Raw genomic sequence first — 25,960 nt, forward strand, 5'->3', positions numbered from 1 at the left:
GCCCTCGTGCGTTACTTGGCGTCCGCCAGCTTCATGGCGTACTCGCCCCACCACTCGCCCGCCTTCGGGCCGCCCTTGCACGTGCCGTCGGACTCGCCCGGGCGCTTGACCCACAAGTAGGCCTTCACCTGCGGGTCGCCGGTCTTGGTGGTCGGCTTCTCGCCCAGGGCCCGGCCCGGCGGGTTGCACCAGCGCTCGTCGGCGGCGCCGCCCGTGTACGGCCCGTTGCCGTTGCGGCTCGTGTCGACCACGAACGGCTTGTTGCCGACCTTCGCCGACAGCTCCTTGCCGTACTTGACCGACTCGTCGGTGGTGTAGAAGTTCGACACGTTGACCGAGAAGCCGTCGGCCTGGTCGATGCCGGACCACTTCAGCGGCTCGTAGATCTGGTCCGGCTTGCCCCAGCCCGCGTTGCCCGCGTCGAGGTAGACCTTCGTGTCCTTCAGGGACTTGAACTTCGCGATGGCGCCCTTGAGCAGGTCGTAACGCTCCTCGTGGAACTGCTCCGGCGTGCAGTTGTCCACCATGTGCTGCACCGCGTCGGGCTCCAGGATCACCGTCGCGGGCCGGTCCCCGATGCCCGCGGCGACCTGGTCGATGAACTCCCGGTACGCGTTCCCGTCCGCCGCGCCGCCGCCCGAGTACTGGCCGCAGTCGCGGTGCGGGATGTTGTAGACGACGAGCAGCGCGTCCCGGTTCGCCTTCTGGGCGGCCTCGGTGAAGCCGCGCGCCTGGTCCTGTGCGTTCTCCGGCAACAGCCATTCACCGCTGGGCTGTTCGGCGATCTTGCGGACCTTGGCGGCCTCGGCGTCCTTGCCGTCCTTCGCGAGGGCCGACGCGGCCTTCGCGGCCTTGCTGTCGGGGTTGACCCAGAACGGGTCGGCGCCCCTGGGCTGTTGCTTCACGGGGTCGGTCGCCCCGTCCCCCTCGTTGTCCCCGCCGCCGGAGGAACAGGCGGACATGAGCAGCGCCGCCCCCACGACGACCGCTCCAGTCCTCAGTTTCCGGTACATCCACTCCCCCTTGGGTGCACTGTCTGGCTCTCAATCCTGGCATACGCCGCTGCCGGGCCACGAGCGCGTACGGCGCTTGTCAAGGACCTGTTACAGCGTGCGCGGACGGGCTCCTCGGGAACCCTCGACCGCGCTATGGGCTGATCTGCCCATCCGTTCTAAAGTCGTGGTGAGCGGCCCCAGACCTCGGCCGGTCCGATCCGACCGACCACCACAGCCTCCCGTGCCGAGGCCGGGCCCTCCCGCAGCCCGCCGCCCGCACGGTCGAGGACCGGTCCGGTCGGCGGCCCCTGGGGGAGCGGGCCGCCGATCGGACAGGTGGGGCCGCGTGCTCTCAACTCGCCCTCGGCTGGGCGCTGGTCACGTCCGACAGGTACGCGGACACGACCACGTTCGCGTCGTACGTTCCCGAGGCCTTGTCGAAGGTGCCGCCGCAGGTGATCAGGCGGAGCTCGGCGCGCCCCGAGCGGTGCGGCCCGTACGCCTCGGCCGGGTCGAAGTTCTCGCGGGAGAACACCCGGACGTCGTCGACGGTGAAGGAGGCGACGGAGCCGTCGGCCCGCGTCACCCGCACCGTGTCCCCGGGCTTCGCCTCGCTGAGGTGGTAGAAGACGGCGGGCCTGCTCTCGGTGTCGACGTGCCCGACGAACAGGGCGGTGCCGCGCTCCCCCGGTGCCGCCCCGTCGCCGTACCAGCCGACGACGCCGGCCCGCGCGTACGGCGGCGGGTCGACGGCGCCGCTCCCGTCCAGGCCGCGGGGCACGACGGGCGCCTGGACGCGCAGCGCCGCGATGTCGACGCGGCGCGGCTGCGCGCCCTCGACGGGCCGGTGGGCGGGCGGCAGGTCGACGTCCGAGGGGCGGCCGACGGCGGCCGCGTCCCCGGTCGTCGGCGAGGACAGGTTCAGATCGGTGGCGCCGTGGCCCCACAGCCACAAGCCGAGCAGCAGCACGGCCCAGGCCACTCCCGTGAGGAGTCGCCCGGCCCCCTGCGACCGGTCATTCATGGCGGACTCAGTGCCTCGTCGGCGAACCGGAGGACCTGCGGCGGCGTGTGCTGCGGACGGCGACGGCGACCGCGGCGACCGCCGCGAGGCCCAGGCCGATGAGGGCGTGCCGGGTGCCGGGGCCCTCGCTCGGCGCGGCGGAGGGGGCCCGGTGGACGGCGAGCGCCTGCCGCTGCGCGGTGCCGCCGCCGCCCGCGTGCACGAGGGCGGTCGGGGACGGGGCGGACGAGGCGCCCTCGGCGGATCCGTCGAGGACCCGGAGGGTGCCGGTGACCTTGCCCTCGACCCCGTCGCAGGTCACCGAGACCGGGTAGGTGTCGGGGGCGGCGGAGGACTTCACGCGGGCCTCCGCGAACAGGGTGGGTTCGTCGGCGGAGGGCGCGAGCCGGGCCGGGGAGACGAAGGCGGCGGAGCTCGCGCTGCCCGCGGCGCCCTCGCAGCCGGTGACCCGCAGGTCGACGTCGGTGCCCGCGGGTGCCTCCCGCGGGGTGACGGTGATCGTTCCTCCGCCCTCGGCCGCCTGGGCCGCGGTGGCCGGTGCGGTCACCAGGACGGCCGCCCCAGCGACACCGACAGCAAGCAGTCCTGCACGCATCGTGAACCTCCTCACGTCAGGGTCACGCTCCTGGCCGCGTTCCGCATCCCGAGAGGCTCCCGTGGCAGGTCACACCGGGCGGGGCTCGTGCATACGATGGCAGCCAGTCGATCGAGCGCCGAGGAGTCCGCACACATGGCAGAGCCCAAGCCCATCGAGTCGTGGCTGACCGACATGGACGGTGTCCTCATGCACGAGGGGGTGCCGATCCCGGGCGCGGACGCGTTCATCAAGAAGCTGCGGGACTCCGGCAAGCCGTTCCTCGTCCTGACGAACAATTCCATGTACACGGCCCGTGACCTGCACGCACGCCTCAACCGGATCGGCCTGGAAGTCCCCGTCGAGAACATCTGGACGTCCGCCCTCGCGACCGCCCGGTTCGTGCGCGGCCAGCGGCCGAACGGCACGGCGTACGTGATCGGCGAGGCGGGTCTGACGACGGCGCTGCACGAGGAGGGCTACATCCTCAGCGACTCCGACCCCGACTTCGTGATCCTCGGCGAGACCCGTACGTACTCGTTCGAGTCGCTCACCAAGGCCATCCGGCTGATCAACGGCGGGGCCCGGTTCATCGCCACCAACCCCGACAACACCGGCCCCTCCACGGAGGGCGTGCTGCCCGCGACGGGCTCGGTGGCGGCGCTGATCACCAAGGCGACCGGCAAGGACCCGTACTTCGTCGGCAAGCCCAATCCGCTGATGATGCGGACGGGGCTCAACGCCATCGGGGCGCACTCGGAGTCCAGCGCCATGATCGGCGACCGGATGGACACGGACGTGCTCGCGGGCCTGGAGGCCGGGATGACGACGTATCTCGTCCTGACCGGGCTCACCGGCCAGTCGGACATAGACCGTTTCCCGTTCCGGCCGACCGAGGTCGTCGACTCGATCGCGGACCTCGTCGACCGGGTCTGAGGAACGTACGGCGGCGGCCGGGGCTCAGCTGCCGGTCGCCGTCTTCCATTCGTCCACGTACGTCTGGAGGTTCTTGGCGACGTCGTTCCAGTCCGGCTCGAAGATCTGGACGCCGTCCATGATCTTGGCGAGTTCGACGGCGTTGTCGTCGGTGGCCTTGACGTCGGCGCGCGGTGAGAAGCCGCCGCCGACGGAGCTGACCTGCTTCTGCTGCTCCGCGTCGAGCATGAAGTCCAGGAGCTTCTTGCCGTTGGCGGTGTGCGGGGCGTTCTTCACGAGGCCGCCCGCGTACGGCAGGGCGAACGAGGTCGGCTTGCCCGAGGCCTTCTTCGGGAACCAGATGCCGAGGTTGGGCATGTCCTTGGACTGGGCGTAGTTCATCTGCACGTCGCCGTTGGCCACGAGGAGTTCGCCCTTGTCGACCTTCGGGGAGAGCTTGCCGGTGGAGGCGGACGGGCCGACGTTGTTGGCCTGGAGCTTCTTCAGGTAGGCCATGGCCTGTTCCTTGCCGCCGAAGTCGTGCATGGCCTTGACCAGCAGGGCGGTGCCGTCGCCCGCGACGCCGGGCGTGGAGTACTGGAGCTTGTTCTTGTACTTGGCGTCGAGGAGCTGCTCCCAGGTGGTGGGCGGGGTCTTCAGCTCCTTCGTGTTGTGGACGAAGCCGAAGTAGTTGTTGACGACGGACGTCCAGGTGCCGTTCGCCGCCTTGTCGGCGCCGTCGACCTGGTCCGAGCCCTTGGGCGTGTACTTCGCCAACAGGCCCTTCTCGTCGGCCTGTTGGATGAACGGCGGGAGGGTGACGAGGACGTCGGCCTGCGTGTTGACCTTCTCGCGGACGGCGCGCTGCACCATCTCGCCGGAGCCGCCCTCCACGTAGTCGACCTTGATGCCGGTCTTCTTGGTGAAGTCCTTGAAGACCTTGTCGTACCAGCCGTCGCCGTTCTCGCCCTTGAGGCCGTCGGCGCTGTAGACGGTGACGGTCTTCTCGTCGGAGGCGGCGGAGCTGCCGCCGCAGCCGGTCAGGGTCGCGGCGAGGGCGAGGCTGCCGGTGACGGCGGCGACGGTGGTGAGCGTGTGCTTGCGCATGGCGTGCTGAACTCCCGTAGGGCGAGGGCGGGTTAGCGGTACGAGGCCTTGGTGCGGAGCCGCGAGACGGCCAGCAGGACGAGCAGCGTGGCGGCCATCAGGACCACCGCGATCGCGGAGCCGGTGAACAGGGAGCCGCGGTCGGTGGTCGCGTAGATCTGCACCGGGAGCGGCATCCAGTCGGGCGGGTAGAGCATCATCGTGGCGCTCAACTCGCCCATGGACAGGGCGAAGCAGAGGCCGGCGGCGGCGTTCAGGGACGGCAGGAGCAGCGGCAGCTTCACCTTCCACAGGACGTACGCGGGCCGGGCGCCGAGGGAGGCCGCGGCCTGTTCGTACGCCGGGTCGAGGCGCTGGAGCGCGGCGGACACCGACTGGTGGGCGAAGGCGGTGACCAGGATCGTGTGGGCGATGATCACGATCCAGCGGGTGCCGTTGAGCAGCATCGGCGGCCGGGAGAACGCCACGAGGACGGCGAGCCCGACGACGACGGACGGCACGGCGACCGGCAGCATGAACAGGGCGTCCATGACGCGGCGCCCGCGCTTCTTCAGCGCGGCGGCGGCGAGCGCGGCCCACCCACCGACGACCAGCGCGAGCACGCTCGCGGTGACGGCCGTGACCAGGCTGGTGGTCAGGGCGGAGAGGGACTCGCCGCGGGTGGCGGCCTCGTAGTGCCCGCCGGTGAGGCCGGAGGGCAGGGCGCCGGACCAGTTCGTGGCGAAGGACGCCGCGAGCACGACGAGGAGGGGAAGGGCGAAGAGGGGCAGGAAGAGGACGAAGAAGAGGCCCCAGGTGACCCACCTCGCCGCCTTGCTATGCACGAGCACGAGGATTCGCCTCCCGGCTGAGAGCGCGCCCGAGGGGCGCGTGCGGACGGTGTCGGTCGGTGGCCGCGCCGCGGGGCGCAGCGGCCGACGGCGGGCTCTCGGACCCGGGACGCCCCCTCCCGGCCCCCGAAGCGGAGCGCCTACGCACCGACACGGCGGCTCACCACCCGGTACAGGCCGTAGAGGCCCACGGAGACAAGGACGTTGACGACGGCGACCACGCAGGCGCCCGGGTAGTCGGACTCCAGGATCGCCTTGCTGTAGACGAGGGTCGGGAGCGTCGTGACGCCCTTGGCGCCGGTGAACAGGACGATGCCGAACTCGTTGAGGCACAGGACGAGGACCAGCGAACCGCCGGCGGCCAGCGCGGGCAGCGCCTCCGGCAGGATCACCTGCCGCACGATCCGCGCGGGCCGCGCCCCGAGCGACGCCGCGACCTCCAGCTGCCCCGTCTCCACCTGCGAGAACGCGGCGAGCAGCGGGCGCATCACGAACGGCGTGAAGTACGTGATCTCGGCGAGCAGCACGCCCCATGGCGTGGCCAGGAACTGGAAGGGGCCGGTGGCGGCGCCGGTGACGTCCGTCCACAGCCCGTTGGCCATGCCCACCTGCCCGTAGACGAACAGCAGGGCGAGCGTGATCAGGAAGGACGGGAAGGACAGGAACACGTCGATGAAGCGGGCGACGGCCTTCGCTCCGGGGAACGGCACGAACGCGACGATCAGCGCGAGCGCGAAGCCGAGGACGAGACAGCCGGCCGTGGACCCGACGGCCAGCCACACCGTCGTGCCGAGGGCTTCGCGGAACGCGGAGGACGCGAAGACATCGGCGTACGGCTTCAGCGAGGTGCCGCCGGTGTCCGGGGTGAGCGACTGCTGGACGACGAGGAAGAGCGGGTAGAGGAAGACGACCGCGAGCGCGGCGACGGGCGGCAGCGCCCATATCCAACCGCTGTTCCACTTACGGGACTTGGCGGCGCCCTGCCGAGGCGCGGCGAGCGTGGCGCTAGCCATGGGCGCCCACCCCCGCGGTGAGGAGTACGGCGTCCTCCGGTGCGAAGTGCACGGTCACCCGCTCCCCCAGCGACGGCGGCTCGCGCAGTTCGCGCAGGTCGGCCTTGACGCGGTGGCCGTCGACGTCGACGTAGAGGCGGTGCGTGGCGCCCCGCCACTGGACCTCGGCCACCTTCCCCGTCAGGGAGTTGGGCCCTTCGCCGAGGCCGACGAGGTGCGGGCGGACGCACAGGGTCGCGGTCGCACCGGCGGTCACGTCCCGCGTCGGGACCTTCAGCTCGGCGCCGCCGAACGAGACGGTGTCCGTGCCGACCCGTACGGGGAGCAGGTTGGCGTTGCCGACGAAGGAGGCGGTGAACTCGGTGCGTGGGCGCCGGTACAGGTCCTGCGGCGTGCCGACGTCCTGGAGGCGGGCCTGGTCCATGACGGCGATGCGGTCGGCGAGGGTGAGCGCCTCGACCTGGTCGTGGGTGACGTACAGGATCGAGACGTCGGGCAACTCGCGGTGCAGGCGGGCCAGTTCGGCGAGCATCCCGGAGCGGAGCGTGGCGTCGAGCGCGGACAGCGGCTCGTCGAGCAGCAGCACACCGGGCCGGACGGCGAGGGCGCGGGCGATGGCGACGCGCTGCTGTTGGCCGCCGGACAGCTCGCGCGGGTGGCGCTTGGCGTAGGCGGCCATGCCGGTCAGTTCGAGCGCCTCGGCGACCCGCCCCGGGATCTCCCCCTTCGGCACCTTCTGCGCCCGCATCCCGAAGGCGACGTTGTCCTCGACGCGCAGGTGCGGAAAGAGGGCGTAGCTCTGCACGACCATGCCGATGCCGCGCCGGTGCGGCGGCAGGTCGGTGACGTCGCGCCCGCCGAGGAGCACCCGGCCCGACGCGGGCCGCACGAACCCGGCGACGGCGCGCAGCGCGGTGGTCTTCCCCGAGCCCGAGGGGCCGAGGAGAGCCATCACCTCGCCGGGCTCGACGGTCAGGTCGAGGGAGTCGAGAACGGTGGTGCCGCCGTACGCGACCGACACCCGGTCGAACCGGATGCCGCTCAGCTTCTGGTCGTTGTCTCTCACGGCGGCCACGCTCCTGGCGGCGGATGTCGCACGCGGAGCGACCCGGCAACGGGACGGTGAACGGGCACCCAAGCTTGGACCAGACCCGTTATTGTTCTGTGACCTGCGAGCGGCGTGACGGGTCAACTGCCCTCGGGAGAGCGGGGGTTACCAGCCGTCCGAGCCCAAACGCGCGGTGAACGAGAACCGGTCCCCCCGGTAAAGCGTCCGCACCCGCTCCGTGGCCCGGCGCCCCGTGTCGTACGAGATCCGGTGGATGAGCAGCATCGGCAGCGCGGGCGGCGTGCCGATGAGCAGGGCCTCGCGCGGGGTCGCGAGCACCGTCTCGATGCGCTCGTCGGCCGAGCCGAACTCGATGCCGAGGCGGTCGTGGACGTAGGAGTAGAACGAGGAGTCGGGGTCGAACTCGGCGTCGAGGCGCGGCACCCGGGACACCGGGACGTAGGTCGACTCCAGGCCGACGCGCTCGTCGTCGGCGAGCAGCACGCGCTCCATGTGCCAGACGGGCTCGCCGCGCTCCAGGCCGATCTCGGCGGCGAGCGCGGGCGGGCAGGGGAAGCGTTCGAGGCCGATGAGGGTGCGGCCGGGGCGCCGGCCCTGCCTGCGCACGCCCTCCGTGTACGAGGCGAGGGAGAGCGGCTGCGCCAGCTTCGGGCCCGCGACGACGGTGCCCCTGCCGTGCCGCCGCAGCCGCCCTTCGAGCAGCAGCTCGCGCAGCGCCTGCCGGACGGTCTCGCGCGCCACCTCGTGGCGCAGGGCGAGTTCGCGCTCGGCGGGCAGGAGCTCGCCCTCGCTCAACTCGTCGACGAGCGCGGCGATTTGGGCCTTCACGGCGTAGTACTTCGGGATGCGCCCGTGCTCGGGGATGCCGTCGCGCACGGGGGCGCCGGGGGCCTGGTCGTTCGGGTAGTCCACGCGGGGATGGTCGCAGACGCGGGTGAACGGCCGGCGTTCAGCGTCCGCCGACGCGGAGCCGCCGGGCCCCCACCACGAGCGCCGCGCCGCCGAGGAGGAGGGCGCCGGCCGCGGCCCCGAGGCCGAGCAGGGCGCGCGGGCCCGTGCGGGCGAGTTCCTCGGCGAGGGTCGGGCCCGGTCCCGCGGCCTCTTCGATGGTGAACGGGTAGTCGTCGGACTCGCCCACCCATTCGCCGTCGTCGTCCTTGCGCCGGACGAGCGCGGCGTTGGCGACGACGCGGTCGGGCGGGGTGCCGTCGGCGAACGCGAGGCGGACGTCGACGGTGACCGTGTCGCCCGCGCCGACCGAGAACCCCGGGAAGCCGTCGAAGACGCCGATGTTCTCGTCCCTGTCGGTCCGCTCGACCGTCACGGGGCGCCAGCGGCCCGCGTCCCGGAACTCCAGCGTGATCCGCTTCGGCGTCAGTTTCCGGGTCCGGTCGACGAGGACGAGGACGGGGTGGAGGTCGGCGCAGCGGGCGGCGGTGGTGTTGGTCAGGTCGAGCGAGAAGCGCCGGGGGGCGTCGCCGGGGTGGTAGGTGGCGGGGCCCTCGTCGATCCGGGTGTCGACCGGGAAGTCGCCGCCGTGCTTCGCTGCCGCGCAGGCCGGGGTGCCGGTGTCCGCGGTGGCCGCGGTCGTGGGGGCGAGGGCGGTGAGGGCGGAGGTGGTGAGGGTGGTGGCGGCGAGGGCGAGCGGGCGGCGCAGTCGCATGAAGGCCCTTCACTGTTCGCGGAGTTGACGACAGTCGTGGGCCAGAACGTTTCCATCGCGGGGCGACCGGGTGGGGTTTGCGCGCCGCGACGCGCGCGGCGGTTCCCTCGTTCAGCCCACCCGGCACCGGCGTTACGCTCCCGGGGCTCCGCCCCGGACCCCGCGCCTCAATCGCCGGCGGGGCTTGATCTGGTCGACTGAGCCTTGGGCAATCTGCCGCCTTGGGCGGCAGGGTGGGCAAGGCGGCCCCCGGTGCCGCGCGCCCAGGACGACGGCCCAAGCCACGGGGCCCTTACGACCGAGCCGCTCGCCCGAACAGTGGGGCCAGGATCATGTGGGCCGCGCCTTCCACCGCCTGGGTGTCGCCGCCGGGAGCCGCCCGGACGGGTATCGCCGGGCCGCCGCCCTCACGGCCCGCGCGAGCCGCGACGACCCGCTCCACCCCCCGTACGAACCGCGCCTCGTGCGCCGCCACCGTCCGCCCACCGAGCAGCACCGCGTCGATGTCCAGCAGGCTCACCAGATTCGCCGCCCCCTCCCCGAGCACCCGCGCCGCCTCGTCGAGCCCCCGCTCCGTACCGGAGGCGACCGCCGCGAGGCAGATGGCCTCGATGCAGCCCCGGTTGCCGCAGCTGCACGGCGGACCGTCCAGCTGGATCACCTGGTGGCCGAACTCACCCGCGCCCGTGCGCGCACCCCGGTAGAGCGCGCCGTCGAGGACGAGGCCCGCGCCGAGCCCCGTACCGAGGTGGAGGTAGGCGAAGGAGCGCTCGCCCTCACCCTCCAGGGCGAGCCCGAGCGCCGCCGCGTTCGTGTCCTTGTCCACGACGACCGGCAGGCCGAGCCGCTCCGCGAGCGCCTCGCGCAGCGGGAAGCCGTCCCACTGCGGGAACCCGGTGACCCGGTGCAGCACCCCCTCCGTGTGGTCGAGCGGCCCCGGCACGGCGACCCCGACGCCGAGGACCGTCCGACCCCCGTCCGCGTCGAGCAGCGCGTCCACCTCGCAGGCGGCGGCCGCGAGCACCGCGTCGGCCCCCGCACCGAGGTCGAGCGGCGCGCGCCGGGCCGCGACGACGGCCCCGGACAGATCGGCGAGCACGGTGTGCAGCTCGTCGCGGTCCAGGTGCAGGCCGACCGCGTGCGCGGCGCCCGCGAGCAGCCGCAGCACCGTGCGCGGCTTGCCGCCCGTGGAGGCCCGGCGTCCTGCCTCGACCGCCAGCCCGTCGGCCCGCAGCCGCGCCGTGATCTTGCTGACGGCCTGCGGGGTGAGCCCGGTGCGCTCGGCGAGCTCAAGGCGGCTTATCCCCGCCTCCCCCGCCGTCCGCAGCAGATCGAGCACGAGCGCCGCGTTGTGCCCGCGCAGGGCGCTCAGGTTGGCGCCCACCGTCGCGGCCATGGTCCTCCTCACGGTGCTCCTCACATGTGCGGTCACCAGTCCATTGTCTCCTGCGCTTGCACTTTGGCAACACCGTTGCTTAAGTGGAGGCATGACTGGTACGAGTGCAGCCCTCCGCGTGGGCCTGGTCGGCTACGGCCTGGCGGGCTCCGTCTTCCACGCCCCGCTGATCGCCGCGACCGAGGGCCTGACCCTGGACACGGTCGTCACCTCGAACCCCGAGCGGCAGGCCCAGGCCCGCGCCGAGCACGGCGAGGGCCTGCGCTTCGTCGCCTCCCCCGACGACCTGTGGGAGCACGCGGACGACCTTGACCTGATCGTCATCGCGTCGCCGAACAAGACGCACGTGCCGCTCGCGAAGGCCGCCATCGCCGCGGGCCTCCCGGTCGTCGTCGACAAGCCGGTCGCGGGCACCGCGGCCGAGGCCCGCGAGCTCGCCGAACTGGCGGAGAAGCAGGGCGTCCTGCTCTCGGTCTTCCAGAACCGCCGCTGGGACAACGACTTCCTGACCCTCCAAAAGCTTCTGGCGGACGGCGAGTTGGGCGACGTCTGGCGCTTCGAGTCCCGCTTCGAGCGCTGGCGCCCGCACCCCAAGGGCGGCTGGCGCGAGTCCGGCAACCCGGAGGAGATCGGCGGCCTGCTGTACGACCTCGGCAGCCACGTCGTCGACCAGGCCCTGGTCCTGTTCGGCCCGGCCGTCTCCGTCTACGCCGAGTCGGACGTGCGCCGCCCCGGCGCCGAGGCCGACGACGACACGTTCATCGCGATCACCCACGCGAACGGCGTCCGCTCCCACCTGTACGTCTCCGCCACCACCGCCCAGCTCGGCCCGCGCTTCCGCGTCCTCGGCTCGCAGGCGGGCTACGTGAAGTACGGCCTCGACCCCCAGGAAGCGGCCCTGCGCGACGGCAAGCGCCCGACGGCCGGCGAGCCCTGGGGCGCCGAGGCCGAGTCGATGTGGGGCCGGGTCGGCTCCGGCGAGTCCCCGCAGACCGGCGGCGGCCGCCCGCTGGCGACGGTCGACGGCGACTACCCCGCGTACTACGCCGCCGTCGCCGCGGCCCTGCGCGACGGCGCCCCGAACCCGGTGCCCGCCACACAGGCCGCCGACGCGCTCGACGTCCTGGAGGCGGCCCGCGTCTCGGCCCGCGACGCCAAGGTGGTGACCCTGTGACGAAGCCGGTCATGGCCAACCCCGAGAACGCCCCGCAGATCCCCGAGTTGGAGGACCAGGAACGCCGCCTCGTCCTGGACTCCTTCACATACGACGACGCCTGGGCTCTCGGCAACCTCCTGGTCGACCTCGCCCGCGAGCGCGAAGCCCCGGTCGCGATCGACATCACGCGCGGCGGCCAGCAGCTGTTCCACGCGGCGCTGCCGGGCTCGACCCCGGACAACGACGCGTGGATCGCCCGCAAGCGCCGGGTGGTCGAGCGCTACCACGCCTCGTCCTACCTGGTCGGCAGCCGCTTCCGGGCCAAGGGCACGACGTTCGAGGACGCCTCGCGCCTCGACCCGGACACGTACGCGGCCCACGGCGGCGCGTTCCCGATCTCCGTACAGGGAGCGGGAGTCGTCGGCGCCGTGGTGGTCTCGGGCCTTCCCCAGATCGAGGACCACAAGCTGGTGGTGGCGGCCCTGGAACACTTCACGAAGTAGCCCTACCGCGGCGGAGCGGCTATGCCGGCTTCAACTCCTGCCGCTGCCGCCCGAGGCCGTCGATCTCCAGCTCCACCACGTCGCCCGCCCGCAGATACGGCTTCGGTTCGGGCTGGCCCATGGCGACACCCGCCGGGGTACCCGTGTTGATGACGTCGCCGGGGTACAGGGTCATGAACTGGCTGACGTAGCGCACCACTTCGGCGACCGGGAAGATCTGGTCGGCCGTCGTGCCGTCCTGCTTCAGCTCGCCGTTCACCCACAGCCGCAGGCCGAGCGCCTGCGGGTCCGGGACCTCGTCGGCGGTGACCAGCCACGGGCCGAGCGGGTTGAACGTCTCGCAGTTCTTGCCCTTGTCCCAGGTGCCGCCGCGCTCGATCTGGAACTCGCGCTCGGACACGTCGTGCGCCACCGCGTACCCGGCGACGCACGCGAGCGCGGCCTCGTGGGACTCGACGTAGCGGGCCGTGCGCCCGATGACGATGGCGAGCTCCACCTCCCAGTCGGTCTTCACGGAGCCGCGCGGCACGAGGACCGTGTCGTCGGGCCCGACGACCGTGTCGGCCGCCTTGAAGAACACGACCGGCTCGGCGGGCGGCTCGGCGCCGGTCTCCGCCGCGTGGTCGTGGTAGTTCAGCCCGATGCACACGACCTTGCCGATACGGGCCACCGGAGGGCCGATCCGCAGCCCCGACGCGTCGAGGACGGGCAGTTCCCCGGCCGCGGCCGCGGCCCGTACGCGCTCGATCGCGGCGTCGTCGGCGAGGAGCGCCCCGTCGACGTCCGTGACGAGTCCGGACAGGTCGCGCAGCGTTCCCTTGGTGTCGAGCAGCGCGGGGCGCTCGGCTCCGGCGGGACCGACTCGCAGCAGCTTCATGGTGTAACTCCCTCTGCAGTAGGAGGAGCCTCCACGGCCCGGTGCGGCGTGCAGCCATCGGAGGACTGGTCGATCCTCCAAGGAGAACGTCCAGTCCGCAATACCCCGTTCACGGACTGGACCCGGATCACCGGCGGGAGCGATCAGAGTGCGGGCGCGGCCGCCGCCCCACCCGCGTACGGCATGTCCCGATAGAGCACGGCCCGCTCGATCGAACTCCACGTCGTCGACGTGACGACGTACAGCGCGGCGGCGAGCGGCACGAAGGCGACCGTGAACAGGGTGAAGAAGGACATCAGCGGCATGAACCTGCCCATCGCCGCCATGCCCGGCACCGGCTGGTCACCCTCCGGCCGCGGCGCCTGCGCCATCTGCCGCTTCGTCCGCCGGTAATTGAAGGTCGCGACGGCGGCGACGAGCGCGAACAGCGCCACGTAGACGAGCCCCTGCTCCCCGAGGAGCCCGCCGTGCGCGAGCGCGTCGTGGAAGCGGCCGCCGAGCGGGGCCGCGCCGAGGGTGTGGCCGAGCAGCGCGTTGGGCTCGCCGCCGATGCTCCGGTTGGAGAACAGGTGGTAGAGCAGGAAGAACGCCGGCATCTGGAACAGCATCGGCAGGCAGCCGGTCAGCGGCGACACCTTCTCCTCGCGGTGCAGCTCCATGATCGCCTTCTGCATCGCCTCGGGGCTGTTCTTGTGCTTCTTGCGCAGTTCGGCGATGCGCGGCTGGAGCTTGGCCCGCTCGCGCTGCCCGCGGGCCGCGGCGCGCGACAGGGGGTGGACGAGGAGGCGTACGAACGCGGTGAACAGGATGATCGCCGCGGCGGTCGCGGAGGCGTGCAGGAGCGGCTGGAGCAGGTCGGCGAGGTGTGCGACCAGGCCGGCGAATACGGACATGAACGACGACATGGGTGAGCCCTCCAGGGGTCTCGTCGTGCCGGAATCAAGAAGAATGAATCGGCGTGACGGACCGGTGAGCCCAGAGGGTTCAGGGGTTCAGCAGCCCGTCGGGACGGGACGTCCGGGCGCTCGGGGCCTGGGACGGCCGGAGGCGTCGGGATCGCGCTGCGGCAGGAACGCGGTGCGCCGTTCGCGGTCCCGGATGGCGGTGCGCACGCGGGTGCGCGCCACGGCGGGCGCGGAACGGGCGGCCAGGACGGCGCAGGCGGCGAGCGCGGAGCCCGCGGCGGCGGTCGCGGCGAGCGCGACGGCACCGACGAAACTGCCGGTGTCGACGAGCGCGGAACCGAGGAGGACGAAGAGCAGCAGGGCGACGGGCCGCAGTGCCGTGGTGCCACTGGTCGTGCGTGCCATGCGCCTGCCTCCTCTCGCCGCCCGGGTGCGTGTCTCCCGCCAGTTATACAGGCTCGGTCACGACCGGCTGGAGGAGGCGTCGCGGTACGAGCAGCGCCCGGCAGCATCCCGACGTCCTCCAGTTCGACCGGCCCGCCCCCGTTACGGGGGTTCTCCCCACCCCGCACACGGGCGCCACTCCCATGGGCGCGCACGGCCTTCGTCCCTAGCGTGATCGGTGGGATCAGGCGGAGGGGACGAGGGGACATGTGGAAGCTGGCCAGGCGCACCATCCGGTACCGGGGGAAGAGCCTGACGGCGACCTTCCTCGCGCTCTTCCTCGGCACGGTCACCGTGATGACCTGCGGTGGGCTGCTGGAGACCGGCGTACGCAACAACGCGCCCGCGCAGCGGCTCGCGCGGGCCGACCTCGTGGTGACGGGCGACCGGTCGGTGACCCCGCCCGCCAAGGGTGACGACACCGAGGACCCGGCGATCATGCCCGAGCGGGTCCCCGTACCCGCCGCGGCACTCGACCGGGTGCGGGGCGTCGAGGGCGTCCGCGAGGCCGTCGTCGAGCGGACCTTCGACGCGGCGCTCGTAGGCGAAGTGCGGAACGGGGCGGGCCCGGTGAAGGCGCAGGCGCACGGCTGGGCCTCGGCCGCCTTCGCGCCGTACGGAATCGTCGAGGGCAGGGCGCCGGCGCGGGACGGCGAGGTGGCGCTTGACACCGGGACGGCTCGGGCCGCCGGCGTCGGCCTCGGTGACAAGGTCCGGATCGCGGCCGGGGACGGTACGCGGAAGTACACCGTGAGCGCGGTGGTGAACACCGCCCGGCAGCTGGACCGGGCGGCGCTGTTCCTCTCCGACGACGCGGCGCGGGCGCTCGCCCCGGCGGTCGCGGACATCGCCGTGACGACGGACTCCGGCACGGACCTCGGTGACGTGCGCGACCGGGTCGCCGCGGCACTCGACGGGCAGCCGCTCGAGGTCGTGTCCGGCGACGGCAGGGGCACCGTGGAGTTCCCCGAGGTGCTGACCGGCGGCAGCGATCTGGTCGCGCTTGCGGGGGTGTTCGGCGGCATGACCACCATCGTCGCGATCATGGTGGTGTCCGGGACGGTCGCGCTGTCGGTGGGCCAGCGGCGCCGGGAGTTCGGGCTGCTGCGGTCCATCGGCTCGACGCAGCGCCAGCTGCGGCGGATGCTGCTGACCGAGACGCTGATGGTCGCCGTGGCCGCGGCGGGCGCGGGCTGGTTCGCGGGACCGCCGGTGGGCCGATGGCTGTTCGGCGAGTTCCAGGACACGGGCTTCGTCTCCGACTCAGTGACGTACGCGCAGGGCTGGATCCCGGCCGTGGCCGCGGGCGGTGCGCTGCTGATCACCGCGCTCCTCGGCGGCTGGATCGGCGCCCGGCGCGGGGTGAACGTCAGGCCGGTGGAGGCGCTGCGGGAGGCCGAGGTGCAGCTGCGCTGGGCGCACCCGCTGCGCATCGCCTTGGCGGTCCTGTTCCTGTCCGGCGCGACCGCGCTGGCGATCCTCACCGTCCTGCTCTTCGACGGACCGATCGCGGGCAGCACCGCGGGACCGACCGTGCTGTGCGCCGTCATCGGGTTGGCGCTGCTCGGACCGGGCCTCACCAAGCTGATGGCGTGGCTGATCGGCGGACCGGTGCGCCGATTCACCGGAGCCGAAGGAAAGCTGGCCGTCTCGCACGCCCGGGTCCGCGCCGTCCGCATGGCCGCCACGGTGACGCCACTGATGCTGGCGACGGGCATGGCGACCGGCAACCTCTACCTCCAGACCACGCAGATCGACGCCACGAAATCGGCGTACGCGGCCAACCTCCGGGCGGACGCGGTGCTTTCACCGGCGGCGGGCGGGGTCTCCGACGCGCTCCTGGCCGAGGTCCGGCGCACCGAGGGCGTCGAGGCGGCGAGCGCCTACGCCACGAGCACGGGCTTCGTCGACGGCGTGACCGACGAGGACGGCATCCCGCTCCAGGGCGTCAGCGCGCGGCAGGCCTCCCTCACCACGGCCGTACGACCGGTCGCGGGCAGCCTCGCCGAACTCGACGGGAACACCGTGGCGCTGACCACCGAGCGGGCGCGCGAACTGCACAAGGCGGTCGGCGACCGCTTCACGCTCCGCCTCGGCAACCGCGCCGAGGTCGACGTCCGCGTCGTCGCGCTGTTCGAGGGCCGCCCCGGCTACGAGACGGCCTTCCTGCCCGCCGATCTGCTCGCGTCCCACACGGATCTGGGCCGGCCCTCCCAGATCCTGGTCCGGGCCTCGCCCTCGGCCGTCGCCGGTCTCGCGACCCTCGCGCCGGGTCTGGACGTCACCGACCGCGAGACGCTGATCGAGTCCCATGCCGAGGACGCGCAGACCCAGGCCTGGATCAACTACCTGCTGATCGCGATGATCGTGGCCTACACGGTGCTCGCGGTGGTGAACACCCTGGTCCTCTCCGTCGGCGGCCGCCGCCGGGAGTTCGCGCTCCAGCGGCTGATCGGTGCCACGAAGGGCCAGGTCATGAAGGCGCTGACCATCGAGTCCCTGATCGTCGCCGCGATCGGACTGCTGCTCGGCACGGCGGCCGCGAGCACCTCGCTGATTCCTTTCGCCCATGCGGCCGCGAACACCTGGATGCCGTCCGGGCCCTGGTGGATCTACGGGGCGATCGTGACCGGTGCCGTCTCGCTGTCACTGGCCTCGACGCTGCTGCCGGCCTGGTCGGCACTGCGCACCCGGCCGGTGGAGGCGGCCGGGGCGCAGGAGTAGGAGCGGCCGGCCCGGGATCCGGTGGGAACGGCTACCCCGCCGCCCCGACCGGATCCCGGGCCAGCACGTCCTCGTCCGCCCGCTCGTCGCGGTCCGCCGGACGCGCGTACGTCACGGCCAGCGTCACCACGAGATTGACGGCGAGCGCGACGATCCCGGCGTTCACCCCGAACACGGGATCGCGCCCGCTGAACACGAGCCCGCACACGACACCGACCCCGACGACGAGCCCGCTCACCGCCCCGGCGAAGCTCAACCTCCGCCACACAAGCCCCACCAGCAGCATCGGCACGAGCTGCGCCATCCCCTCGTACGAGATGAGGGACAGCCGTACGAGGGTGTTGGGCGCGGCATACGTGAGGACCAGCGCGAGCGACCCGGCCACCACGACGACGACCTGCGCCCCGGTCTTCTGCGCCCGGGAGACGCCCCGCCACCGCGGCACGAGGGAGAAGACGCTGCTCCCCCACATCGTCCCGATGACCAGCATGAACACGGCCATCGGCACGATCGACGACAGCGCGGCGGCAACCCCGACGATCCCCACGACCCACGCGGGCAACGAATCGACGACGAGCTTGAACAGCGCGAGATTCGACTCGGCCCCGGTGAGCCCCGGCACGACGAACAACGCCGCCATCCCGAGCAGCATGGGCACGAACAGCAGCACGTTGTACGCGGGCAGCCACATGGCATTGCGCCGCAGCGCGTCGGCGCTGCGCGCGCCCAGATACCCGGCGACGGTGGTCGGGAAGATGACGACGGTGAGCGCGTTGAGGAAGGTCGTGGTGGCGAACCACCCCTCCCCGTACGGCGATCCGCCACTCCCCGGCAGCGTCAGCCAGGCACTCTTCTCCTCGACGAGCCGGTCGAGGAACGCCCCGTAGCCGTCGAAGTAGTGCAGCGGCACGTAGAAGGCGAGAAAGGCGAGGGTGACGATGACGAGCAGGTCCTTGAGGACCGACACCCACGCACTTCCCCGCAACCCGCTCACCACCACGAACAACGTGGTGACGGCGAAGCCGATGAAATAGGCCCAGTTGAGGCTGACGGCACCGTAGGAGATCGTCGAGACGACGACGCCCATCCCCGTGATCTGCAACTGGATGTACGGGAGCAGGAACACGGTGACGAGGACGGCGACGGCGGCGCCGAGCCAGGGCCTGCGGTACCGGTGGGCGACCATGTCGGTGATGCTCACGAGCCCGTGCTGCCGCGCGTAGGACCACAACAACGGCCCGACGACGTACCCGATGGCGTACCCGCAGGACATGTAGGCGACGACGTACAGCACCGGGGCGCCGTAGTTGTACCCCCACCCGGCAGCGCCCAGGTAACTGAAACTGGTGTACCCCTCCCCCGCCATCAGCACCCACACGAACACGGCCCCCAGCGAGCGCCCGCCCACGGACCACTCGGCGAGCCCGCCCCCGCCGCCCTTGCCGCGCACGGCGAGCAGCCCGAGGGCGACCGTGGCGACCATGAAGACGCCGAAGAGGGTGGTGGCGACGGCGGCGTCGCTCATGACCGGCCCCGCTTGAGCCGCTGGTCGCCGCGCCAGGTGAGCCAGGCGGCGAACGGCGTGACGAGCGTGGCCCCCAGCAACCACACGAACAGGAACGGCAGCCCGAACACGACGGGTTCGACGCGGTTCACGAGGGGCAGCGCGCCGATGTAGAGCACGAAGGGGACGAGGAGCCAGAGCAGGTGCGGGCGTTGCCGGAGCAGATGGGGCCGTTTGATCACGAAACGGCAGCTTAACGGGGGTGTCGGTCGCTACCGGGGACGCATGGCGACTACCTGGGACGCATGGCGCTGAGCTTCCCCCACACGATGAGCCGGTACTTGGAAGTGAACTCGGGCGTGCAGGTGGTGAGGGTGATGTAGTACCCGGGGCTGTCGTACCCGGCCCCCGGCACGACGCCACTGCGCGGCACGGGATTGATCACACCGCCGTCCCCGGCCGAGGTCTGCGCGAGCGTCTTGTCCACGACGTACGTGTACGAGGCGGACTTCGTCTCGACGGTGAGGGTGTCGCCGCGCCGCAGCCGGTTGATGTACCGGAACGGCTCGCCGTGCGTGTTCCGGTGCCCGGCGAGCGCGAAGTTCCCGGGGCGGCCGGGCTGCGCGGTGTCCGGGTAGTGGCCGACGTAGCCCTGGTTGAGGACGGCGGACTTGCTGATCCCCTGGGCGACGGGGGCGCGCAGGCCGAGCCGTGGGATGCCGAGGATGGCGTAGGCCTGGTCCCAGTCGGGCCGGGGCGCGGGTTTGGCGGGGGTGTCGGGGTCGACGGACGGATCGTCGGTGGGGGTGTCGGTGGGTTCGGCGGTACCGGCGGCGGGTTCGGTGGATTCACCGGCCCCCGATCTCGCTCCGGGCCCGTCCCCCCACTCCTGCTCCAGGGCCTGCACCTGATGGTCGGCGCCGGCCCTGGCCTGCCGATTGGTCCACCACAGCTGGTGCACGACGAGCAGCAGCACGACGAGGCCGAGGGTGACGGCGGCCTCGGCGCTGTTCCAGAGCAGGCGGCGGGCGGCGGACCGGTGGGCCCGCCCTTGGGTGACGACGGCGGGCCGGTCGGTACGCGTCCTGGGCATACGTTGCAGCTGCACGCGCGCAAGATAGATCGCGGGGCGCGAAGTCACCAGGGGCGGGGCGCGGGGAGTACGGGGAGTACGGGGAGTGCGTGGGGTGGTGGGGCGGCGGGGTGTCGGCCAGGCGTGCGGTGGCCGGGTGTCCGCGACCCGATCGGGCGGGTCCCTGCGAAAGCTTCCGGCAGTACGGTGTCCCCCATGCGCCCCGACACCCCTGCCACGCCCGCCGAGAACGCCGAGACCGATCGCGCGAACCACGTCGCGGAAGCCGAGCGCCTGGAGCGCACGGCGGCGATGTACCCGGAGGACGCCGAGCACCTGCTCCTCCAGGCCGCGGCCCACTACGAACTGGCCGAGGCCCGCGACCGCGCGACCACCCTCTACGACAACCTGCTGGCCGCCGACTCCCCCCAGTCCCCCGCCCTGATCCGCGCGCTCAAGGCGGCGAACCTGTGGGAGTACGGCCACGAGGCGGAGGCCCGGGCGATCATCACGGGCATCCGCACGGCGGCGCCGCGCGACCCCGCGCCCTGGGTGATCGTGGCGGAGTCCCTGGAGGCCCACGACGAGCTGGAACAGGCCCACGAGACGTTCACGGAGGCCCTGGAACTCCTGGTTACGTCTTCGGAGCGGGAGACAGGGGTCCCCCTTCCGAAACACCCCCTGCTCCTGGGCCGCCACCGGGTGCGCCGGATGCTCGGTTCGGAGCACGACGCGTGGGACGCCCTCGCCGACCAGGCCAACCGCACGCCGGTCTCCCTCGACGAACTCCACGACCCGAAGCGCACGTGGGCCCTCGGCTCGGAGAACCCGGCGGAACTCCAGGCCGAAATCTCCCGCCTCCGCGCGGAACTGGGCACGTACCGGGAGGCGTTGTCCCGCCCGTTCCCCGTGGCGGTCCTCCACTGGCCGTCGCCGGAGTACACGGAACTCCTGTCGGCGTACCCGAGGCTGACCTCGGAATACCCGTCGTACGAGGCCCACTTGACGTCGATCGAGACCTCGCTGCGCGAACTGACGACATCGGGCACACCCAACGTCGGCATCGTCACGGGCACGGTCCCCTCCTACGAGGCCTTCGCGGCGTCAGAGGGTTCGTCGCCGGAGGACGTGTCGCTGCTGCCGCAGTATGCGACGACGCTGGCGGCGCGGGGGCGCGCGGTTGCGTGGCCTCCGGCGGCGGGGAGCGAGTGCTGGTGCGGGTCGGGGGTGGCGTATTCGGGGTGCCACGGGGGCGGGGCGTAGATCCCGTTAACAGACGCCCTGTTGGAGACCGCAGCCTACGTTTGCCTCAGCGGCGCAGGCGGCAACGAGGCGAGCTGGTTTCGGTGCCCGCAAGCTATTCAACCGGGCAACTTGTACGCTTCCGCTCCAAGAATCCGGCCTACTCCACGGCCGTCACCGTGGAGTAGGAGCTGGCCCGCCGAAGTCTCACTCAGCGGAAGACTGACCATGAGCTCACCAACGGACCCCGGCTGGGAGCCCCCCGAGGGCTCTTGGGCGTCATCTGCTGCCCGACGCCGCAATATGCAGGCAATCCGAAGCCGGGACACGAAACCAGAGCAGGCTATCCGGAGACTCGTTCATGCCCAAGGCCTCCGCTACCGAGTCTCGGCCCGTCCCCTCCCTCACCTCAGGCGCACGGCGGACATGGTGTTCAGGCCGGCGAAAGTAGCCGTGTTCATCGACGGTTGCTACTGGCATGGATGCCCCGAGCATTACGTGCGCCCCAAGACCAATGAGGGCTACTGGACTAGCAAGGTGGCCGGAAACGTCTCCCGAGATCGGGACACGGATCAGCAACTCCGGGCAGCGGGGTGGACCGTACTCCGATTCTGGGAGCACGAGGCAGCCGAGGAGTGCGCGCACAAGGTCTGTGAGGCGGTACGAGAACGGAAGCCCTCAACGGGTGAGTAGTGCAGCACCCACACCAAACTCGCCTCCACTCAGCCGAGAACATGATGCCTCATGCGAAAAACGAGGAGCGGGACCCGCCTCTCGGAATCGTCAGCATTTCTAGACGGCGCCGACCTTGAGAATCGGGGCCAATCGTGGCACCCCGGTCTCCAATGCATCTTCAGGCACCTCAAGGCGTGTCGACTCCCAACGCCCCAGCCGTGAACGGTCTCCAGGTACGACTGAATCTATCCAGGACCGCAGCACCGTGGCCATGTGCTCCAGCTCAAGCTTCGGGCTCAAGCGCACAATAACCAGTTCCCACTGCGGATCACGACGCATCGTCTCGAATTCGTTCCGGGACAGATAGATTGTCCGACGTTGCCGTCGAACAGTGGCCTTCGCTTCTATATGCACCGCGCAGTTTCCAGCATGAACCCCTACGTCATATCCATATCCGTCCGACACTGCCGCGACGTGCTCTACGGTTCCATCCACTGAGGCCGTAAGCCACTCGACAAGCGCCCTTTCCCCCGCAGCACCGATCTCCTCACGGCGAGCCGTGTCGACCTTCCCCCATGCAGCCCTCATCTCCGTGAACGCTTCGTGGTCCTCCAGCCCTAAGGCAGACGCCGCGCGTAGCGCATCATCAGGAAGTTCATCCGGCCCACGCACCAATAGGTCCGCATCTGCGAACCAGGCAGTACCGCTCTCGGAAACGGCAGCCTTGAAGATACGGCGGTGCGCTGAAGCGGATCCGGCTCGCAGATCTTCAAGAAGGCCCACAGAATCCAGCCAGCTGTAGGCAGCCTCATACTGCGTCGGGGTTATGTCGCTGAAATCCTGATGGCTTGTGAACAGCGCTCGACAGCGCGCCGCACCGGAACGCGGAAGACGCTCCAGCCAGCGAGCTGCCGCCCGCAGGACAGGCTCAGGCGGCAGTGGCACGGAGATGCCCCATCAGTGCCTGAAGGTCGCGGAAGTCAAGGCCACCGCCAATAGCAGGCTCTTCGTCGAGGTCCGCGAGTTCCTGAACTGCGGCGTCATCAAGGATTCGCCCCATGAACTGCAACTTGTCGCTGAGTCGTTGTTCTACAACCTCGTCGATGGTGCCCTCCGAAGCGAGCACCGTGATACGTGTCTCGGTGTCTGGCGCCAGGCCCAGACGGTGGATTCTGTCGAGGCTCTGAAGAAACCGCCCGGCCGCGAAGTCCCGGTCGACGTAGACCGCATCGTGGCAGTGGTGATGAAGGCTGATGCCTTCACCCAAGGTGGCCGGGTTGGAGAGGAGCACCATGCAGTCCGGGTCATTGCGGAACCGGTTGATCTGTTCCTCTCTGTCTTCCGTCCCCCCGTGGACCACGCTCGGGGAAAACCTGCCCAGCATCCGCTGCAAGGTGTTGATGCTGCGGATGAACGTTGACCAGACCAGAGTTTTCCTTCCCTTCGCCGCGTTCTCCGCGACGATAGCGAGGGTCTCCTGGTACTTGGGCGACAGCTCATAGCTCGGCAGGTCGGCCATCAGCTCGAACAGCGGCGAATCTGGCGGGACCGCCAACGGCGGCACCTGATATGCAAGCGGCTCATAGCGCGTAGTACCGACTGCGAGAAGCGCCGGGCTGGTGGCGGCCATGAGCATGTAGACGATGATCTTCCCGAGGGCCTGGAAGTCTCCCTCAGACCCTGCGGCGCGTGCGGAGAAGCGCCCAACGAGCGCGTCGTAGACCTCCTTGTGGAGAGGGGGCAAAGGCACGGGACGCAGCGTGGTTGTCACAGGAGGCAGACGGAGTTCGCCCTTAGTGGTGCGCGTAAAGAGTGGTCGGAGGACCTGGCTGGCCTTGGCGAGATCGCCTCCAGCGACGGCCTGGGTCACCTGCTGTCGGCCATGTCCGGGCCAGACGAAACCGAAGAGGTTCTCAAGGTCTTTGACACCGTTCGGAGCGGGCGTTCCGGTGAGGATCAGACGGTGGCGAGCACGGGGCCCCAGAGCGAGGCAGGCAGCCCCATACTTGCCTTCCGCTCCCAGTTTCATCCGGTGCGCCTCGTCCAGAAGCAGCACGGATGGACGGGCTGCGAGCCACTTGCCGAGCCTGTCGGCGGCGCCATCCAGTCGTTCGTAGTTCACGATCAGAACCTCGGCAGATGGATCCACGTCACGAGAAAGGACGTCCATACGCAGAGGGTGAGCGAAGCACTGATCATTCTCGTAAAGCCACGACTCGTAACAGGATTTCGGGCCGACGATCAGCAGCCGCTCAATACCTCGGGTGCGACGCAGGGCTTGGAAGACTGCCAAGCCCACACGTGTCTTTCCCGCACCGGGGACTGAGAAGTTTGCGCCGTGCCGGAGGGACAGCAGCTTGGCGATGTCCCTGCGCTGGAACTCCGTCAGTTCAGCCGTCCACTCAGGGCCCAACAGATCATCGATCTCGCCAGGCTCGACCTCCCCTGCCCCACCGCTGGAAGGGTCAAGTCTTTGCGCAACGACTTGGGCGTCCATCGCCGAGTCAGTTGCCAGCGCCGCCAGGGAAGGGTCCCAGGTCACCGTTGCAGGATCAGGCCAGGACCCGAGCACAGCCAGGTTCGTAAGGAGGTCATCGATCTCGACGTCCGTAGTTGTCGTCGAACGCTGGACGCTGCTCCGAAATCTCAAGGCGAGACGCCTCAGATCCTCCTCGCGCCCGACCGCTGCCCTGAGCCTGGCCTGCGTCACGGTGTCCCCGAACTCGATCTCCAGACTCGGCTGTGCTGCATCAAGCGTCGTCACGAGGTCTCCCGCGTAGCGTCGAGCAGCCAGTTCACACCGTCTCCGGGAGTGCTGAAGGTACGGCCTGCCTGCTTGGCGAGACGCATCAGGCTGGCACGAAGCGTGATGAGGGCATCGTCGAAAGCATCCTCGTCGAGGGCACGTTTCTGCTTGGCGTCCGCAAACTCGGCCGCGCACTGGTTCACGTAGTCAGCCGCGTCGGTGAGGCGCTCAGGTACGGCAATCTGGCGCTTCTGTAGTTGAGCGTTCTGGCCGGCCATCTTCACAGCCTGGTCGAACGTGGTGCGCGCAGTCTTGAGGAGTCCATCCGCCTCAGCTGTCTGAGCGGCGGTGAGCATGTCTCCACCCTGCGCTGTCGCCTTCGCCTTCGCCTTAAGCAGAGCATCGGTAAGCGCCCGCGCTGTCTTCACCTCCGCGCTAGCGTCCGGAACCGCTACTCCGGGCAGGCCAGGGATGGCGACTGACGCTGATTCCTCTACCTCGGGCTTGAGCTCACCAGGCAGTCGCTCATCGAGGTATCGGACGTGGAAGTCAGCCTCGGCGAGACGGACAGTCGTCTTGGGATAGTTCAAGATCACCATCGCCAGCCGGGACTCCTTCAACCGCTCAGCGGCGTCAGGGTCAGACTTGGCCAGTTTGGTGAAGTCGCGATGCAGTTCACGCAGCTTCTCCTGGTGATCTTCAAAGTCCACCAGCCGCAGCCCTACGCCGTGGCCTGTACTGCTCCGATCGATGGCGTCGTTAATCAACTGGTAGACCCAGCGGTCCTGGTGGAGCGTCGTCGTCTTGATGTTGAAGTCACGGGCTACGTCTTCTTCTCGTCGTCCGCTCGCCAACTCCTCCTCGATCGCGATGAGGCGGTTGATGTACGAATAGTCGCGACGCTTGTCCCGGCGCAGCTGGAGCGACAGCTCCACGGTGTTGATGTCCCGACGGGAGGTGTCAGGGGGCAGCACGCCCACCCTGATGTTCTTGATGCCGATCTCGCGCATCGCTGCACAGCGGGTGTTCCCGTCGACGAGAATCCCGTTGGGACTGATGATCCCAGGTTCCTTCTGCCCGAAGTCGTCAAGCTCGTTCATGAGCGCGGTGTAATCGGGGTCGACCTGGTCCGGGTTGGCCGGCCGCCGGCTGAGGAGGTATCGCAGGTAGTCCTGTCCGCCCTCGCTCCATGGCTCCTCGACGAGCACTCGATAGCGCTCCGGGTCAAGGGTCATCTGGGCACGGATTCGGTGGGTGTCTGGATTGAAGTAGAGCATGTCAACTGGCATGGAGATGACATGCAGATGCTTCTGCTCACCGCGCCACTCGACCGTGACCTTGGCTCCCTCTTCCGCCATGGACTGACTCAGCCGCTCCGCCACGAGCGTGCGGATCTTCTCGCCCTCAGGGGGAACCCCAAAGTTCACGGCCATGGTCTGCGCCTCCAAAGCACCATCTTCAACTCGCTCCTCCATGCATGATTACAGGAGCCGCTCAGAGAGTGCCTCGATGATCATTAAATCGAG

25 protein-coding genes are annotated in these 25,960 nt (G+C 70.5%); 6 read left to right on the forward strand and 19 right to left on the reverse strand.

Annotation, left to right across the window (positions count from 1 at the left end):
- Window positions 1-11: 11 nt before the first annotated feature.
- The 3 genes from ACZ7L4_RS18680 to ACZ7L4_RS18690 all read right to left on the reverse strand — a co-directional run bounded on the left by ACZ7L4_RS18680 (window position 12) and on the right by ACZ7L4_RS18690 (window position 2,614).
- Window positions 12-1,013: a glycoside hydrolase family 6 protein gene (locus ACZ7L4_RS18680; RefSeq protein WP_472103756.1), complete on the reverse strand. Its 1,002-nt coding sequence runs from the start codon at window positions 1,011-1,013 to the stop codon at window positions 12-14.
- Between the two features lie 334 nt (window positions 1,014-1,347).
- Complete coding sequence (locus ACZ7L4_RS18685) at window positions 1,348-2,019, reverse strand: class F sortase (protein WP_472103758.1); 672 nt, start codon at window positions 2,017-2,019, stop codon at window positions 1,348-1,350.
- Between the two features lie 7 nt (window positions 2,020-2,026).
- Entirely contained in the window at window positions 2,027-2,614 is a 588-nt protein-coding gene (locus ACZ7L4_RS18690; protein WP_472103760.1) for a hypothetical protein, read from the reverse strand.
- Between the two features lie 135 nt (window positions 2,615-2,749).
- On the opposite strand from ACZ7L4_RS18690, the gene ACZ7L4_RS18695 reads away from it, so the two are divergent.
- Window positions 2,750-3,529, forward strand: a complete 780-nt coding sequence (locus tag ACZ7L4_RS18695; protein WP_385760173.1) for an HAD-IIA family hydrolase — start codon at window positions 2,750-2,752, stop codon at window positions 3,527-3,529.
- A 24-nt stretch (window positions 3,530-3,553) separates the two neighbouring features.
- Here the strand turns inward: ACZ7L4_RS18695 and ACZ7L4_RS18700 are convergent, their stop codons facing one another.
- From ACZ7L4_RS18700 to ACZ7L4_RS18730, 7 genes are all read right to left on the reverse strand, one after another.
- On the reverse strand, window positions 3,554-4,615 hold the full coding sequence (locus ACZ7L4_RS18700) for a 2-aminoethylphosphonate ABC transporter substrate-binding protein (protein WP_472103762.1): 1,062 nt from the start codon (window positions 4,613-4,615) through the stop codon (window positions 3,554-3,556).
- A gap of 32 nt (window positions 4,616-4,647) precedes the next feature.
- Window positions 4,648-5,445 (reverse strand): ABC transporter permease, encoded by a 798-nt coding sequence (locus tag ACZ7L4_RS18705; protein WP_472103764.1) that lies wholly within the window; start codon window positions 5,443-5,445, stop codon window positions 4,648-4,650.
- Window positions 5,446-5,585: 140 nt separating this feature from the next.
- Window positions 5,586-6,458 carry a 2-aminoethylphosphonate ABC transporter permease subunit gene (locus ACZ7L4_RS18710; protein WP_472103766.1) on the reverse strand — a complete coding sequence of 291 codons (873 nt, stop codon included), beginning with the start codon at window positions 6,456-6,458 and terminating at the stop codon, window positions 5,586-5,588.
- A complete protein-coding gene (locus ACZ7L4_RS18715; RefSeq protein ID WP_472103768.1) occupies window positions 6,451-7,524 on the reverse strand; it encodes an ABC transporter ATP-binding protein in 1,074 nt (357 codons plus the stop codon). The genes ACZ7L4_RS18710 and ACZ7L4_RS18715 overlap by 8 nt, the downstream gene beginning before the upstream one ends.
- A 147-nt stretch (window positions 7,525-7,671) precedes the next feature.
- Window positions 7,672-8,439: a GntR family transcriptional regulator gene (locus ACZ7L4_RS18720; protein WP_472103770.1), complete on the reverse strand. Its 768-nt coding sequence runs from the start codon at window positions 8,437-8,439 to the stop codon at window positions 7,672-7,674.
- Between the two features lie 37 nt (window positions 8,440-8,476).
- Entirely contained in the window at window positions 8,477-9,190 is a 714-nt protein-coding gene (locus ACZ7L4_RS18725; protein WP_472103772.1) for a hypothetical protein, read from the reverse strand.
- Between the two features lie 292 nt (window positions 9,191-9,482).
- Complete coding sequence (locus tag ACZ7L4_RS18730; protein WP_472103774.1) at window positions 9,483-10,586, reverse strand: ROK family transcriptional regulator; 1,104 nt, start codon at window positions 10,584-10,586, stop codon at window positions 9,483-9,485.
- 91 nt (window positions 10,587-10,677) lie between these two features.
- Here ACZ7L4_RS18730 and ACZ7L4_RS18735 point away from each other — a divergent pair, with 91 nt between their 5' ends.
- Complete coding sequence (locus tag ACZ7L4_RS18735) at window positions 10,678-11,760, forward strand: Gfo/Idh/MocA family protein (RefSeq protein ID WP_472103776.1); 1,083 nt, start codon at window positions 10,678-10,680, stop codon at window positions 11,758-11,760.
- Window positions 11,761-11,771: 11 nt separating this feature from the next.
- The gene (locus ACZ7L4_RS18740; protein WP_472104064.1) at window positions 11,772-12,245 is read left to right on the forward strand and encodes a heme-degrading domain-containing protein; all 474 of its coding nucleotides are present in this window, start codon (window positions 11,772-11,774) and stop codon (window positions 12,243-12,245) included.
- A gap of 19 nt (window positions 12,246-12,264) precedes the next feature.
- On the opposite strand, the gene ACZ7L4_RS18745 is transcribed toward ACZ7L4_RS18740, so the two are convergent.
- The 3 genes from ACZ7L4_RS18745 to ACZ7L4_RS18755 all read right to left on the reverse strand — a co-directional run bounded on the left by ACZ7L4_RS18745 (window position 12,265) and on the right by ACZ7L4_RS18755 (window position 14,432).
- Window positions 12,265-13,122, reverse strand: a complete 858-nt coding sequence (locus ACZ7L4_RS18745; protein WP_472103778.1) for a fumarylacetoacetate hydrolase family protein — start codon at window positions 13,120-13,122, stop codon at window positions 12,265-12,267.
- A gap of 143 nt (window positions 13,123-13,265) precedes the next feature.
- Entirely contained in the window at window positions 13,266-14,027 is a 762-nt protein-coding gene (locus ACZ7L4_RS18750) for a YidC/Oxa1 family membrane protein insertase (RefSeq protein ID WP_472103780.1), read from the reverse strand.
- A gap of 87 nt (window positions 14,028-14,114) precedes the next feature.
- On the reverse strand, window positions 14,115-14,432 hold the full coding sequence (locus ACZ7L4_RS18755; RefSeq protein ID WP_472103782.1) for a DUF6412 domain-containing protein: 318 nt from the start codon (window positions 14,430-14,432) through the stop codon (window positions 14,115-14,117).
- A 246-nt stretch (window positions 14,433-14,678) separates the two neighbouring features.
- Between ACZ7L4_RS18755 and ACZ7L4_RS18760 the strand changes: the two genes are divergently transcribed.
- The gene (locus ACZ7L4_RS18760) at window positions 14,679-17,195 is read left to right on the forward strand and encodes an FtsX-like permease family protein (protein WP_472103784.1); all 2,517 of its coding nucleotides are present in this window, start codon (window positions 14,679-14,681) and stop codon (window positions 17,193-17,195) included.
- 31 nt (window positions 17,196-17,226) lie between these two features.
- On the opposite strand, the gene ACZ7L4_RS18765 is transcribed toward ACZ7L4_RS18760, so the two are convergent.
- The 3 genes from ACZ7L4_RS18765 to ACZ7L4_RS18775 are packed head-to-tail and all read right to left on the reverse strand — an operon-like array spanning window position 17,227 to window position 19,792.
- Window positions 17,227-18,720, reverse strand: coding sequence for a sodium:solute symporter family protein (locus ACZ7L4_RS18765; protein WP_472103786.1), 1,494 nt, complete (start codon window positions 18,718-18,720; stop codon window positions 17,227-17,229).
- Entirely contained in the window at window positions 18,717-18,941 is a 225-nt protein-coding gene (locus ACZ7L4_RS18770) for a DUF3311 domain-containing protein (protein WP_472103788.1), read from the reverse strand. The genes ACZ7L4_RS18765 and ACZ7L4_RS18770 overlap by 4 nt, the downstream gene beginning before the upstream one ends.
- Window positions 18,942-18,991: 50 nt before the next feature.
- Entirely contained in the window at window positions 18,992-19,792 is an 801-nt protein-coding gene (locus ACZ7L4_RS18775) for a class E sortase (protein ID WP_472104066.1), read from the reverse strand.
- Between the two features lie 195 nt (window positions 19,793-19,987).
- Here ACZ7L4_RS18775 and ACZ7L4_RS18780 point away from each other — a divergent pair, with 195 nt between their 5' ends.
- Entirely contained in the window at window positions 19,988-21,034 is a 1,047-nt protein-coding gene (locus ACZ7L4_RS18780; RefSeq protein WP_472103790.1) for a tetratricopeptide repeat protein, read from the forward strand.
- Between the two features lie 207 nt (window positions 21,035-21,241).
- Window positions 21,242-21,706 (forward strand): very short patch repair endonuclease, encoded by a 465-nt coding sequence (locus ACZ7L4_RS18785; RefSeq protein ID WP_472103792.1) that lies wholly within the window; start codon window positions 21,242-21,244, stop codon window positions 21,704-21,706.
- Window positions 21,707-21,805: 99 nt separating this feature from the next.
- Here ACZ7L4_RS18785 and ACZ7L4_RS18790 read toward each other — a convergent pair whose 3' ends face one another.
- From ACZ7L4_RS18790 to ACZ7L4_RS18800, 3 genes are read right to left on the reverse strand one after another with little or no spacing between them, the layout of a single operon-like run.
- A complete protein-coding gene (locus tag ACZ7L4_RS18790; RefSeq protein ID WP_472103794.1) occupies window positions 21,806-22,633 on the reverse strand; it encodes a protein NO VEIN domain-containing protein in 828 nt (275 codons plus the stop codon).
- Complete coding sequence (locus ACZ7L4_RS18795; protein ID WP_472103796.1) at window positions 22,617-24,452, reverse strand: DEAD/DEAH box helicase; 1,836 nt, start codon at window positions 24,450-24,452, stop codon at window positions 22,617-22,619. The genes ACZ7L4_RS18790 and ACZ7L4_RS18795 overlap by 17 nt, the downstream gene beginning before the upstream one ends.
- The gene (locus tag ACZ7L4_RS18800) at window positions 24,449-25,909 is read right to left on the reverse strand and encodes a ParB N-terminal domain-containing protein (RefSeq protein ID WP_472103798.1); all 1,461 of its coding nucleotides are present in this window, start codon (window positions 25,907-25,909) and stop codon (window positions 24,449-24,451) included. Before ACZ7L4_RS18800 ends, ACZ7L4_RS18795 begins: the two co-directional genes overlap by 4 nt.
- Window positions 25,910-25,960 lie beyond the last annotated feature (51 nt).

Source organism: Streptomyces sp. NPDC107575, from assembly GCF_055657265.1.

Excerpts from the sequence above, each read along its gene's own strand:
- ACZ7L4_RS18680 (WP_472103756.1), bottom strand. The coding sequence starts at position 1,013 with ATGTACCGGAAACTGAGGACTGGAGCGGTCGTCGTGGGGGCGGCGCTG.
- ACZ7L4_RS18685 (WP_472103758.1), bottom strand. The coding sequence starts at position 2,019 with ATGAATGACCGGTCGCAGGGGGCCGGGCGACTCCTCACGGGAGTGGCC.
- ACZ7L4_RS18690 (WP_472103760.1), bottom strand. The coding sequence starts at position 2,614 with ATGCGTGCAGGACTGCTTGCTGTCGGTGTCGCTGGGGCGGCCGTCCTG.
- ACZ7L4_RS18695 (WP_385760173.1), top strand. The coding sequence starts at position 2,750 with ATGGCAGAGCCCAAGCCCATCGAGTCGTGGCTGACCGACATGGACGGT.
- ACZ7L4_RS18700 (WP_472103762.1), bottom strand. The coding sequence starts at position 4,615 with ATGCGCAAGCACACGCTCACCACCGTCGCCGCCGTCACCGGCAGCCTC.
- ACZ7L4_RS18710 (WP_472103766.1), bottom strand. The coding sequence starts at position 6,458 with ATGGCTAGCGCCACGCTCGCCGCGCCTCGGCAGGGCGCCGCCAAGTCC.
- ACZ7L4_RS18725 (WP_472103772.1), bottom strand. The coding sequence starts at position 9,190 with ATGCGACTGCGCCGCCCGCTCGCCCTCGCCGCCACCACCCTCACCACC.
- ACZ7L4_RS18730 (WP_472103774.1), bottom strand. The coding sequence starts at position 10,586 with ATGGCCGCGACGGTGGGCGCCAACCTGAGCGCCCTGCGCGGGCACAAC.
- ACZ7L4_RS18735 (WP_472103776.1), top strand. The coding sequence starts at position 10,678 with ATGACTGGTACGAGTGCAGCCCTCCGCGTGGGCCTGGTCGGCTACGGC.
- ACZ7L4_RS18740 (WP_472104064.1), top strand. The coding sequence starts at position 11,772 with ATGGCCAACCCCGAGAACGCCCCGCAGATCCCCGAGTTGGAGGACCAG.
- ACZ7L4_RS18745 (WP_472103778.1), bottom strand. The coding sequence starts at position 13,122 with ATGAAGCTGCTGCGAGTCGGTCCCGCCGGAGCCGAGCGCCCCGCGCTG.
- ACZ7L4_RS18750 (WP_472103780.1), bottom strand. The coding sequence starts at position 14,027 with ATGTCGTCGTTCATGTCCGTATTCGCCGGCCTGGTCGCACACCTCGCC.
- ACZ7L4_RS18755 (WP_472103782.1), bottom strand. The coding sequence starts at position 14,432 with ATGGCACGCACGACCAGTGGCACCACGGCACTGCGGCCCGTCGCCCTG.
- ACZ7L4_RS18760 (WP_472103784.1), top strand. The coding sequence starts at position 14,679 with ATGTGGAAGCTGGCCAGGCGCACCATCCGGTACCGGGGGAAGAGCCTG.
- ACZ7L4_RS18765 (WP_472103786.1), bottom strand. The coding sequence starts at position 18,720 with ATGAGCGACGCCGCCGTCGCCACCACCCTCTTCGGCGTCTTCATGGTC.
- ACZ7L4_RS18775 (WP_472104066.1), bottom strand. The coding sequence starts at position 19,792 with ATGCCCAGGACGCGTACCGACCGGCCCGCCGTCGTCACCCAAGGGCGG.
- ACZ7L4_RS18780 (WP_472103790.1), top strand. The coding sequence starts at position 19,988 with ATGCGCCCCGACACCCCTGCCACGCCCGCCGAGAACGCCGAGACCGAT.
- ACZ7L4_RS18785 (WP_472103792.1), top strand. The coding sequence starts at position 21,242 with ATGAGCTCACCAACGGACCCCGGCTGGGAGCCCCCCGAGGGCTCTTGG.
- ACZ7L4_RS18800 (WP_472103798.1), bottom strand. The coding sequence starts at position 25,909 with ATGGAGGAGCGAGTTGAAGATGGTGCTTTGGAGGCGCAGACCATGGCC.